This is a genomic window from Actinomyces haliotis, assembly GCF_015355765.1.
GTDB lineage: Bacteria > Actinomycetota > Actinomycetes > Actinomycetales > Actinomycetaceae > Actinomyces > Actinomyces haliotis.
Genome location: NZ_JACWNA010000017.1, coordinates 83,058 through 94,464 on the forward strand (window position 1 = coordinate 83,058; position 11,407 = coordinate 94,464).

At 73.1% G+C, this 11,407-nt stretch carries 9 protein-coding genes and 1 tRNA gene; 7 read left to right on the forward strand and 3 right to left on the reverse strand.

Going from position 1 to position 11,407, the window contains the following annotated elements; all coding sequences use genetic code 11:
* Positions 1-85: 85 nt before the first annotated feature.
* Both IXW69_RS08340 and IXW69_RS08345 read left to right on the forward strand, forming a co-directional pair.
* Complete coding sequence (locus IXW69_RS08340) at positions 86-4,843, forward strand: DNA helicase (protein WP_194785880.1); 4,758 nt, start codon at positions 86-88, stop codon at positions 4,841-4,843.
* A gap of 20 nt (positions 4,844-4,863) precedes the next feature.
* Positions 4,864-5,208, forward strand: coding sequence for a hypothetical protein (locus tag IXW69_RS08345; protein ID WP_228525108.1), 345 nt, complete (start codon positions 4,864-4,866; stop codon positions 5,206-5,208).
* A gap of 111 nt (positions 5,209-5,319) precedes the next feature.
* Here IXW69_RS08345 and mscL read toward each other — a convergent pair whose 3' ends face one another.
* From mscL to IXW69_RS08360, 3 genes are all read right to left on the reverse strand, one after another.
* Positions 5,320-5,757, reverse strand: coding sequence for a large conductance mechanosensitive channel protein MscL (gene mscL, locus IXW69_RS08350; protein WP_194785881.1), 438 nt, complete (start codon positions 5,755-5,757; stop codon positions 5,320-5,322).
* A gap of 106 nt (positions 5,758-5,863) precedes the next feature.
* Positions 5,864-6,637, reverse strand: a complete 774-nt coding sequence (locus tag IXW69_RS08355) for an SAF domain-containing protein (protein ID WP_194785882.1) — start codon at positions 6,635-6,637, stop codon at positions 5,864-5,866.
* A 97-nt stretch (positions 6,638-6,734) separates the two neighbouring features.
* Positions 6,735-7,385 (reverse strand): 5-formyltetrahydrofolate cyclo-ligase, encoded by a 651-nt coding sequence (locus IXW69_RS08360; protein WP_194785883.1) that lies wholly within the window; start codon positions 7,383-7,385, stop codon positions 6,735-6,737.
* Between the two features lie 148 nt (positions 7,386-7,533).
* On the opposite strand from IXW69_RS08360, the gene IXW69_RS08365 reads away from it, so the two are divergent.
* The 5 genes from IXW69_RS08365 to IXW69_RS11690 all read left to right on the forward strand — a co-directional run.
* Complete coding sequence (locus IXW69_RS08365; RefSeq protein WP_194785884.1) at positions 7,534-8,745, forward strand: molybdopterin molybdotransferase MoeA; 1,212 nt, start codon at positions 7,534-7,536, stop codon at positions 8,743-8,745.
* A gap of 4 nt (positions 8,746-8,749) precedes the next feature.
* A complete protein-coding gene (locus tag IXW69_RS08370) occupies positions 8,750-9,442 on the forward strand; it encodes a GNAT family N-acetyltransferase (protein WP_194785885.1) in 693 nt (230 codons plus the stop codon).
* 154 nt (positions 9,443-9,596) lie between these two features.
* On the forward strand, positions 9,597-10,637 hold the full coding sequence (locus IXW69_RS08375) for a hypothetical protein (protein WP_194785886.1): 1,041 nt from the start codon (positions 9,597-9,599) through the stop codon (positions 10,635-10,637).
* Between the two features lie 83 nt (positions 10,638-10,720).
* Positions 10,721-10,793, forward strand: a tRNA-Ala gene (locus IXW69_RS08380).
* Positions 10,794-11,204: 411 nt separating this feature from the next.
* On the forward strand, positions 11,205-11,407 hold a 203-nt coding region (locus IXW69_RS11690), incomplete at its 3' end, for a hypothetical protein (RefSeq protein WP_228525109.1).

Here is an 11,407-nt window from a genome sequence, read left to right on the forward strand (position 1 = left end):
GGCCACCGGTTCGTCGTGCTTCGCCTGGGGCCTCCCCCCGCCTCGCTGCGCGGAGGACCGCCCGCGCTGCCGTAGATTGGGGTGCATGACGCCTTCACTCTTCTCATTCGGCCGCAAGCGACGCCAGTCGGAGTCCGTCCCCGAGGAGAGCGCGGGCGTCGACGGTCTCGAGGAGGCGATCAGCGCGCAGTCCGCCGCGGTCCCGGAGGACGCCCCTGAGCTGGCCGACGTCCCCGAGCCGGAGCCCGAGCCGGTCGACCCGGTCGAGGCGGCCCTCGCCCGGTGGCGCGGAGAGCTCGTCGAGCTCGGCGGCGTCGCCAGCCTCGACGACATCCGCATGCTCGACGGCGTCGTCGACCTCTCCGCCGCGCACCCCTCAGGTCTCGCCCAGCTCTACGCGGGCCGCCCGACGCACCTCACCAGCCTCATCCGGGAGCACTCCGCGCTCAGCGTCGCGCGCCAGTCGCTCCGCGAGGTCGCCGGCCGCACCGACAGCCTCGCCCGCCAGTTCGGCGTCGCCCCCGTGTACCTCGCCATCGGCGTCGCCTCCTGGACCGAGACCGTCGCCTCCGAGCACGGCAGCGCGACCGCCTCCGCCGCGTCCTCGACGACAGCGGCCTCCGCCGCCTCGGCTGCGTCGGACTCCTCCGCCGCCTCCGCGGCGGCCGTCGCCGACGACTTCGACGCGGACGCGGCCGAGGCCGAGCTCGCGCGCGCGACAGCCGCCCTGGACGCCTCCCGCGCCAGCCACCCGGACGCCTCCTCCACGGCCCGCCCGGCCCAGCCCGGTGTCGTGCGGACGGTCAACGTCCCCGTGCTCCTCCGCCCCGTGCGGCTGTCGAGCGCCACCGCCGACGCGGCCCTCACCCTGGACGCCTCCATCGAGGTCAACCCCGTCCTCGCCCGCGCGCTGCGCCGCTACGGCTCCACGGCAGACGTCGACGCCGCCGCCCGCGCCACCCTTGCCGGCGCGGGCTTCTCCCCGCGCAGCGCCCTCGAGCGCGTCGCCGCCCTCGGCCGGGAGCACCTGCCCGGCTTCGAGATCCACGAGCAGCAGGTCATCGGCGCCTTCGTCCACCCCGGCCAGGCTCTCGTCGAGGACCTCGATGAGGTCTGGGACCGCGCTCGCGCGTCGGCCCTCGTCGCCGCCGTCGCCGGTGACGAGGAGGCGCGCGCCGCCCTCGACGTCGACCTCGGCGAGCCCGTCCGTGTCGACCGGGACCCCAGCGAGGAGCGCGGCGCCGGTGACCTCGACCCCGCTCAGCTCGACGCCGTCGAGGCCGTGAGCACCGGAGCCTCCCTCCTCCTCGACGCCCCTCCGGGATCGGAGGTCGCCGAGACCCTGGCCGCCGTCGCGGCTGACGCCGCTGCCTCGGGACGGACCGTCGTCCACGTCCCGGCCACGAGCGCCGACGGGCACGCGGTCGCCGGTGCGCTGCGCGACCTCGGGCTGGGTGACCTCGTGCTGGACCTCACCGAGGACGGCTCGTGGCGCAGGCACGTCGCCGACGCCATCAAGGAGTCGCTCGGCGTCGAGCCGCCCGAGCTCGACGTGCCCGCGATCGTCGACATGCGTGAGGAGCTCACCACCACCCGCGACCGCGTCTCGCGCTACGTCGACGCCCTCCACCGGGAGCGCGCCCCGTGGGGCGTCTCCGTCGACGACGCGCTCGAGCGTCTCGCCGAGCTGACGAGCGACGCGCACGCCGCCCGGACCCGTGCCCGCGTCGACCCCGGCCGACTCGAGCGCCTCGACGACGCCGGCATGGACCGCGCCCGTGAGCTCCTCGCTCGGGCGCACGAGCTCGGCGTCATGACCCGCGCCGCCAGCACGAGCCCGTGGAACGGGATCTCGGTCGCCGACGTCGACGAGGCGACCGACTCCCTGGTCCGCCTCCAGCGGCTCTCCGACGAGCTCCTCCCCGCCGTCATCGAGAACGCCGGCTACGTCGCCGGAGCCACCTCGATCCGCCGGGCCACCACGATGGGGGAGTGGTGCGAGCAGCTCGAGATGCTCGATGGCGTGCGCGAGTCCCTCGACGTCTTCCAGCCCGCCGTCTTCGAGCGCTCGGCCGCGGACATGGTCATCGCGACCGCCTCGAAGCAGTGGCGTGAGGACCGCTCCGTCCAGATGAGCGCCTCCGACCGCCGCCACTACGCCAAGGCCGCTCGGGACCTCGTCAGGCCGGGCCGTGTCGTCGAGGACCTCCACGGAGAGCTCGTCAAGGTCCAGCAGCGCCGCGAGACCTGGCGCAAGCACGACCCCGAGGGCGGCTGGCCGACCCTGCCGCACGGGCTGGACGCCATGCAGGCGACCGCCCAGCAGACCCGCGAGCTCATCGACCGGCTGCAGCCCGTCCTGGGCACCGCGCCCGACGCACCCGTCCTCATGGACGTCCCCCTGGAGACCCTGCTCGAGCGCGCCGGGGCGCTCGCCGACGACGACGTCACCGCCCAGAAGCTGCCACGCGTCAACGCCGTCCTCACCGAGCTCGACGAGCTCGGCCTCAGCCCGCTCGTCGCCGACCTCGCCTCGCGCGAGGTGGGCGCCGGCGAGCTCGACGAGGAGCTCACCTTCTGCTGGTGGTCATCCGTCCTCGCCCAGGCCCTGCGTACCGACCCCGACCTCGAGGGGCTCGACGCCTCGGCCCTGTCGACCACCGCGCAGCGGCTCGCCGCGCTCGACGCGCAGCAGTCCGCCTCGCTGGCCGGACCGGTCCGCCACGCCTACGCCCGTCGGGTCCGCACCGCCGTCGAGGAGCGCAAGGCCGACGCCCGGGCGCTGTACATCGCGCTGTCCCGGGAGGACGGCGTGCCGCTGCGCGACATCCTCGCCCTCCACCCGATCGCGCTCACCGTCAAGCCGATCTGGATCATCCCGCCGACCCTCGTCCCTCAGGTCCTCGCCCCCGACGCCGTCGTCGACCTCGCGGTCCTCGACGCCTCGGCGGACGTGCCCGTCTCCCGCGTCGTGGCCGCCATGGTCCGCGCGAGCCAGGTCATCGTCGTCGGCGACCTCCGCCGTGCGGAGACCGGCCTCGCCGCGGAGCTCGGGTCTCTCCTGCCCTCGGTCACCCTGCCGACGGGGCGCAACGCCCTCGACGCGGAGATCGCCGCCTTCCTCGCCACGAACGGCTACGAGGGCGTCGTCGACGCCGTCCCCGCCCCGCCGGGCACGGAGCGCCTCGCCCTCTCCCTCGTCGACGGACGCGGCATGCCGGCGCCGGGACAGAGCGCCGTGGAGACCGTGGGCGCGGAGGTGGACCGCGTCGTCGACCTCGTGATCGAGCACGCCCTCACGCACCCCGAGCTGTCCCTCGGCGTCGTCGCGCTCAACGCCCGGCACGCGGACGAGATCCGCCGCGCCGCGGCGGCCGCCGTCTCCGGCTCGCCAGCCCTCGAGGAGTTCTTCGCGGCCGGGATCTCCGAGCCCTTCACGGTCGTGGACCTGCCCGAGGCGCGCTCCCTGCGCCGTGATCACGTCATCCTCGCCGTCGGCTACGCGAAGACGCCGCACGGGCGCACCATCCACTCCTTCGGCCAGGTGAGCGAGCGCTCGGGCATGGTGGAGCTCGTCGAGGCCCTGTGCGCCTCGCGCGGCACGACTCACGTCGTGTCCTGCCTGTCGGCCGAGGACATCGACCCCGAGCGCCTCCACGCTCCGGGCGCGCGCCTCCTGCGCGAGGTCCTCGCGCGCGCCGCCGGCCAGGCGCCCCAGGCCGAGGCCGGTTCCGCAGACGTCCCGGACCGGCTCACCGCGGACCTCGTGGCCGCGCTGCGGCGCCGGGACCTGCTCGTGGTCACCGGCTTCGGCGTCGAGGGCGGCCTGCGGCTGCCCATCGCCGTCGGGCACCCGGACGCACCGGGCGAGCTGCTCGTAGCCGTCCTCACCGACGACGCCGACTACGTCGCCGAGCCGAGCCTGCGTCGGCGCGACCGCCACTGGGTGGAACGGCTCGAGCACCGCGGCTGGCGCGTGCATCGCGCCTACCGAGCCTCCGTCTTCCTCGACCCGGAGGCCGAGGCCGCGAGGATCGCTGAGCTCATCGACGACGAGCTCGCTCTGCGCACCGGGCTCGCGGCGCAGGAGGCCGTTGAGCTCGTTCCCGAGGACGCCGAGGACCCGCTCACCAGCGCGCCCGCCCAGTCCCCGGAGGACTCTGAGACGGCGAGCTCACTGGAGGCCGGGAACGCCGGGTCTCCCGAGGGTGCGGCGCCGGTCGAGTTCGAGCCGCTCGTCGCCAGCGCCACGGAGCCCGAGGAGGGCGGTGCCGACGACGTCGTCGCCGAGACCGCTCCCGAGCCCGAGCCCGAGCCCGAGCCCGGGGACGGTACGTCGCACGCGGACGTCGCCGCGGACCGCGAGCGGGCCGAGCCGTCGTCGGGGTCGTTCCCCGCCGAGACGGTCGGCGCCGACGACGAGGCAGCCGACATCTCGGTGGAACCGTCGCAGGAGGAGGACGTCGCTGACGACGACGGGGAGGCCGACGTCCGGCAGGAGACCTCGCCCCAGGGGGATCCCGCCCCGGAGCGGCTCGCGGCCCCCGGCCACGACGAGCCCGTGCCCTTCTTCCAGCTGCCCGAGGCGGATGACGCCTCCGGCGTCCCGGCCGCGCAGGCTCGCGCCGCCGCTCGTGACGTGCGCCCGCCCATCGCCCAGGGGCTCCCGCTCCAGGCGTACACGGACGATCAGCTCGATGACCTGCTCGCCTGGATCCGCTCGGACGACGTCGTGCGGACCGACGACGAGGAGGTCGAGGAGCTCCGCCGTGAGCTCGCGCTGCGGCGCCGTGGCGCCGGCATCACCGCGGTCCTCCGCAACGTCGTGCGGCGGACCCGGTGAACGGAGCATCGGGTGACTCGGTGGCACCGGTGACCGGCGACGCCGACTCCGGGCCGTCCGGGCCCACCGGGGCCCGGACGGCGAGGACGAGCGCCAGCGCCCAGGCCCAGGACTCCGTGGCCGGGCGACGGCACCGTCGTGTCGTCGCGCTGTCGGTCCAGGACACCGAGCGCGTCGCCCAGGGCCTCGAACCGATCGAGGTTGCCGAGGACCGGCGTCGTCGCTCGATCGACGCGCTCTCGGACGCCCGGTCCCGGGAGGGCGGCGTGCTCGGACGCGACTCCTCGGCGTCGGACCACGCCAACGACGCCCGGCTGCTGGGCGACGTCCCTCCCCACTGGGGCCACGGACCGGCGATCGCCTGAACGGGGCGACCCGGCGCCCAGACCCCGCGGACCCCGCGCACGACGGAGCCCCGTCGACCGCGTGGTCGACGGGGCTCCGTGGCGCGCTGGGGAGCAGTGCTCCCGAACGCGTCAGGCGCGGGGGGTCTCGATGCCGCCACCAGTGGTGGTCGCGGCGGTGACGTTGGCGCGGCCGCCGGCGAGCAGGTCGCGGATCTGGACGAGGAGCTCAGTGTCGCTGACCTCCACGGCCTCCTCCTCGACCTCGGTCTTGGCACGGGCCTCCTTGAGCTTGTTGATCGGCATGACGATGCAGAAGTAGACCGCCACCGCGATGAGGAGGAAGTTGACGAGCGCGGTGATGATGGTGCCGGGCTGGACCTTGGCGCCGTTCACCGTGAACTCGAGGACGTTGTCGAACGACGGCTTGCCGATGAGGCCACCGATGATCGCCATGATGACGTTCGTGATCGCGTCGACGATCGGCTTGAAGGCGGCACCGATGATGACGGCGACGGCGAGGTCCAGAGCGTTACCCTGCGAGATGAAGTCCTTGAAACCCTTGAGCATGTGTTGCCTTTCTGGAATGGCAGAAGGCGCACGCGGGTGGCCCTCGCGCCGGTGGGAGGAAGAGCGCCCGGTGGCTCCTGGTGCCGTCGGGCTGCCGCCTCGCGTGTCATGAGGGACTCATGATGAGTCCCAGGGACTCATGCGTTGCGGCTGCCACGACAAGGCTAGCGTCGTCGCGCGCCACGGCAAGAGTGACAAGTGTGACCTTGCTCCCCGCACGTAATTGAGAAGTTTCTTCTACCGGTTCGACCCGGATGACACGCGCTCCCGTGGTGAGGACGTGATCGTCCTGGGTACTCAGGACTGGTGCTCCGGCGTCGGCCGCGCCGGCCCCGTCGAGCCCTGTCGCGCCCTCCGTGGGCCCGCCCTCCTCAGCAGCCTCAGCCTCGGCGGGGGTGTGCTCCTGACTCGCCGTCGCGGCCCCGGCGGTGACGACACCGACCTCGCCCACGACGTCGACCCGGGCACCAGGCTGCGCGAGGCCGGCCCCGACCTCGACGGGCACCTGCACGAGCTGCTCTCGCGCATCGAGCCCGACGGCGTCGGCGCCAGAGGTCATCGACCGTGTGAGCACGGTTCCCTCGCGGAGCGCGACAGCGGCACGGGTCCCGACGACGGTGCCGTCGGCGAGGTCGGAGCCTGGGACGGCGGCCTCCGGGAGGGAGCGGCTCTCCAGGTCGGTCTCCTCGAGGGCCTGGCCGGCCGGGACGTCGCGCGCGAGAACGAGGACCTCGCGGCCCTCCTCCGTCGCGGGCGGGTGCAGGAGCGAGAGGACGAGGAGGCTCGCTCCTGCGACGCACGCGGCGATGACGAGGTGCCTCCATCTCCACAGCAGGAGGGAGGGGCGGACGGGGCGACGACCGGGCTGACGACGGGGCATGCCACGAGTCTCGGTCGCGGGCTCCTGCGGCCTCGGGTCCTCCTCCCGCCTCTGTGGGGCGTCTCGGCGCGGTCAGACGCTGTGGAGCCCGGCTCGCTCACCGCCCGGTGGCGAAGGCCGAGCCCTCGATGAGGAACCACTCGTCGGAGGTGATGACGGCGTCGACGTGCTCGTCGTGCTCCTCCGACGGCAGCGGGCCGGCGACGAGCTCGTCGGGATGGACCATCGCGAAGGTCGGGACGCCCTCGGCGCGAAGCGGCAGCATGCGGTCGTACCAGCCGCCGCCCTGCCCGAGGCGCCGCCCGCTGCGGTCCACCGCGAGCGCAGGGACGATGAGCGCGTCGACCTCGCCGACCGCCTCCGCCGACAGGACCTCACCGCTCGGCTCCGGCGGGCGGCCCGGTGCCCGGTCACCGAGGTCCGCCGTCCCACGGAAGCGCCCCCAGGAGCGCGAAAGGTGCGGGCCGAGCACGGGGAGCAGCACCGAGACACCGCGCTGCTCGAGCCGGTCGAGGAGAAGCCGCGTGCAGGGCTCGAAGCCCACGGAGACGTAGGCGGCGACCGCGTCGCAGCCGTCGACCGCCTCGAGAGCGTGCTCGGTGAAGGCCTCGCAGGCGGCGTCGTGACCGTTCTCCGGATGACGGTGATGTCCTCGGCGGTGCTGTCGGAGCACCTGGCGCAGGCGGTCCTTGGCGTCGTCGACCTCCAGCCAGCCGGTGTCGGGCAGGTGCCGCGCGTCAGAAGTCATGGGGACATCCTCCCAGGTCGAGGCCGCACCCGTGCGGTGGTCGACCCCACGTTCCCCGGTTCGTGGCGGTGGGCCGGGTAGCCTGGCGCGAGCGCCACCGCCGGGCGCGCTCGCCCGCGGTCGCGTCCGCACCGACCCCGGAGGACCCATGAGAACCGTCGCCGAGCAGCTGGCCGCGTGCCTCGAGATCGCCCAGGCGGCCGCACCGCTCGGCGTCGTCCTGCTCGACGCCGTCGGCTGCGTCCTCGCCGAGGACGTCGTGGCCGGCTTCGACCTGCCCGCGGTCGACCTCGCCGCGCTGGACGGCTACGCGGTCTCCTCCGAGGAGATCGCCTCCGCCTCGCCGGAGTCCCCGGTCCACCTCTCCGTCGTCGACACGCTGCGTGCAGGCGACGTCCGCCCGGCCCGCCTCGTCCGGCGCTCCGCCGTCCTCATCGACTCCGGCGCCCCGCTGCCCGCGGGCGCCGACGCCGTTGTCCCGTGGGCAGCCACGGACCGGGGCGACTCGCGCGTCACCCTCTCGGCGCCGGTGGAGCCGGGCGTCAACGTGCGCCACCGGGCCGAGGACGTCGCCGCCGGGGCGACCGTCCTGCCCGCCGGCTCGCGGCTGTCCGCGCGGCACATCGCCCTCCTGGCGGCCCTGGGCCGCTACCGGGTCAAGGTCCATCCCTCCCCGCGCGTCGTCATCGTCTCGATCGGCGACGAGCTCGTTGAGCCCGGGCGCCCGGCCGAGCCCGGCGACGTCTTCGACGCCAACGGGCACGCGCTGGCCTGCGCCGTCACCGACGCCGGTGGCCAGCCCTTCCGCGTCTCCGCCGTGCCCGACGAGCTGCGCGCGCTCCAGGAGACGATCGAGGACCAGCTCGTCCGCGCCGACGTCCTCATCACGACCGGCGGCCTGTCGAACGGTCAGGGGGACACGGTCAAGGCCGTCCTCTCCCCGCTCGGCTCCGTGCGCTTCGACTCCGTGGCGATGTCCCCGGGCCGGCAGCTGGGTCTCGGGAGCGTCGAGGGCACACCGATCTTCTGCCTGCCCGGGGACCCCGTGAGCGCCCAGATCGCCTTCGAGACCTTCGTCCGACCCGTCCTGCGCCAGATCGCCGGCTGGAGCGGCCTGCACCGCACGAGCCTGCCGGCGTCGGTCACGGCGGGCTGGACCTCGCCCGCCGACATGCGCGAGTTCGTCCCGGTCCACCTCACGGGCGCGCCGTCCCGCGGCTACACGGCCGAGCCGACCGCGGAGCCGGGCAGCACGCACCTGCTCGGGCTGGCGGGTGCCAACGCGATCGCGGTGGTCCCGGAGGACACCCGCAAGGTCGTCGTCGGCGACACCCTCCACTGCCTCCTCCTGGACGCCTGAGCCCGTGCCCGCCTGGCTGGACGTGCTGACGGGGCGCAGGGCGCTGGGCGTCGACGGCCGCCCGCTGTGGCCGGTGACCCTGCACGAGGACGCGATCGCGGAGCGTGGGCTGGCCACCGGCGCCCAGTCCGTCACGCTCCGTCCCCTTCGTCTCTCCGACGAGGCAGCGTGGGGCAGGCTCAGGGGCGACGACGACGGGCGGCTGGCGCCGTGGGAGGCGACCGTGCCCTCCGGTGCGCGCGAGCGGCCCCTGGACTTCCGCGCCTACGTGCGGACGCAGCACCGGGAGGCGCGGCGTGGGGCGGCGATGCCGTTCGCGCTCGAGGTCGATGGCGCCTTCGCCGGCCAGGTCAGCGTTGGCCCGGTCATGTGGGGATCCCTTCGCTCAGCGACGGTCGGATACTGGATCGGCAGTCCGTGGGAGGGCAAGGGCCTCATGACGCTCGCGGTCGCCATGACCCTGGACCACCTGCTGTCACCCGCGGTCGGGCTACACCGGGTGGAGATCGACGTCCGTCCGGAGAACGCCCGGTCCCTCGCCGTCTGCCGACGTCTCGGGCTGCGCGAGGAGGGGGAGCGCCGCGGCCTCATGCACATCGCAGAAGCCTGGGCGGACCACGTCGCCTTCGTCCTGCTCGCCGAGGAGCTCATGGATCGGCCGTCCGGGCTCGTCGCAGGGCTGGAGGAACACGAGTAGCGGACGGCTCCCACCAGCTTGAGATGGGGCCGGTGTGACTCCTGTGGTTGCAGGGGCTCCTGACACACCTGAGGTCGTGAGGTCGGCGTGGGACACGCCGGACACGCCGCCCTGATCACCGTTGAAGGAGGCTCCTCCGCCTAACGTTTGAGCCGTGGGAATCGAGGTGTGGGCGCTCATCGCCCTGGTCGTGGTTTCCACCGTGTACCTCCTTCCCTTTCTGGTCGGCCGTCGCGAGATGATGGGGCTGGCGCACGCCGAGGACCGCTACTCCGCCGAGCTGCGGGTCCTGGCGACAGGCGAGCACCCACCCAGCGCGGACGAGGCCTGCGCGGGAGGGGCGCACGCACAGATCTTTCGTAGACGACCGGAGGTCAAGGCGATGAACAGGCCCGCAGTGAGGAACGTGCGAGCGCTTCGTACGGAGCGCGAGCTCGCCCGAGCGCGCCGGGTGCACGAGGACGGTCGCCGGCGCCGTGCGGAGGCCGCGTCGCACCGCGCCGTCGTCGCGTCGGTCCTCCTCGGTGTGACGCTCGGCGTCCTCGTGGTAGCCGCCGTCACGGTCCTGCCGTGGTGGACCGCTCTCGTCCCGGCAGTCCTGCTGATCGGCTCCATGGCTGCAGGTCGCCGCGCCGCGGTCGTCGCCCAGGAGTCTGAGCGGCGCGAGCGTCGTCGCATCGCCGACCTCCAGCGCCGCCTCGAGGCCGTCAGCGGTGACGCTCCGCGTGTTGCGGCTACCGGTGAGGCTCGCAGCAGCGCGGCCAGTGGGGCCGGCCCCGAGCGCCCGACGACGCGCAAGCGCGAGCAGGAGAAGCCTGCGGCCGTCGCCAGCGAGGAGCGCGAGGAGATCGCCTCCCCGGTCACTGTTGACGCCGTGCCCCAGAGGACGCTCGCGTCACCGGCGCCCGAGCGCGCCACCGCGAGCGCTGGTGCCGATCGCGGTGAGGCAGCGACGTCGACGCCGCCTCAGGGGTGGACGCCCGTCCACGTCCCTGCGCCCACGTACACCCTCGCCGCCCGTGCTCCGCGCCGGCACTTCGAGGCTCCCGCCGAGGAGCAGGCGGCCTCGGCTCCCGTGCCGGCCCGCCCTCACAACGCGCGCAGCTTCTCGCCGTCGGACGCCGCCGACGAGGTCGCGCACAAGACGATCAACCTCGACGCCGCGCTGGAGCGTCGTCGCGCGGTCGGGGAGTGAGGTAGCACCGCGTCGGTGGCGCGGCCCACGGACGGTCGAGTTGCGAGCCGCGGCTGGTGTGGTGCTAAGATCGTCCAGCACTTGGGGCTATGGCGCAGTTGGTAGCGCGTCTCGTTCGCAATGAGAAGGTCGGGGGTTCGAATCCCCCTAGCTCCACCGGGTGACGCTGAGGGCTCGATCCATCTGGATCGGGCCCTTCGTCATCACCGAGTGGCGCGCACCGCGCGGGGCGCGAGACGCCGGCCCCGAACGAGTGAGTCACGTGGCGCAGGTCACTCGTTCTTGGCTTGACTGCCGGGGACGGTCTGAGGCTAAAGTACTCCTCGCTGCCGGACGGACCGCAAGGTTCTCCGAGCGGCGATCGGACTCGAATTCTCTTCGGGGAATGCGGATCGAAAGCGTTGAGAGATCGGGATCACGGATTCTGGGCTTGAAACACTGAGAGTGATCTGCTTAAGATAGTCCGGCCGCCTTGAGGGACGGAAAGAAAACCTGAACGGTTTTCGGACGGATCTCATGGGTGTGTTGTTTGAGAACTCGATAGTGTGTCATGTTTTTTATGCCATAGTGAGCATTCTGGATGGCTGGGCCCTTGTGGTTTGGTTGTTTGGTTTGTTTGTTTTGTTTTTGGTTTGCCTGCCCTGGCTTCCTCGTCGGTTGCGGGGTGGGTTGAGCCTGGAGATGTTTTTCTCCGTCTTATTGTTTGGCTTCCTGCATGATCGCTCCTTGTGGGCCTTGGTTGTGCGGGTTGTTCTAAATGGTTTTTTTGG

Coding starts and splice junctions, on each gene's coding strand:
- IXW69_RS08340 (WP_194785880.1), top strand. CDS start 86: ATGACGCCTTCACTCTTCTCATTCGGCCGCAAGCGACGCCAGTCGGAG.
- mscL (WP_194785881.1), bottom strand. CDS start 5,757: ATGCTCAAGGGTTTCAAGGACTTCATCTCGCAGGGTAACGCTCTGGAC.
- IXW69_RS08355 (WP_194785882.1), bottom strand. CDS start 6,637: ATGCCCCGTCGTCAGCCCGGTCGTCGCCCCGTCCGCCCCTCCCTCCTG.
- IXW69_RS08360 (WP_194785883.1), bottom strand. CDS start 7,385: ATGACTTCTGACGCGCGGCACCTGCCCGACACCGGCTGGCTGGAGGTC.
- IXW69_RS08365 (WP_194785884.1), top strand. CDS start 7,534: ATGAGAACCGTCGCCGAGCAGCTGGCCGCGTGCCTCGAGATCGCCCAG.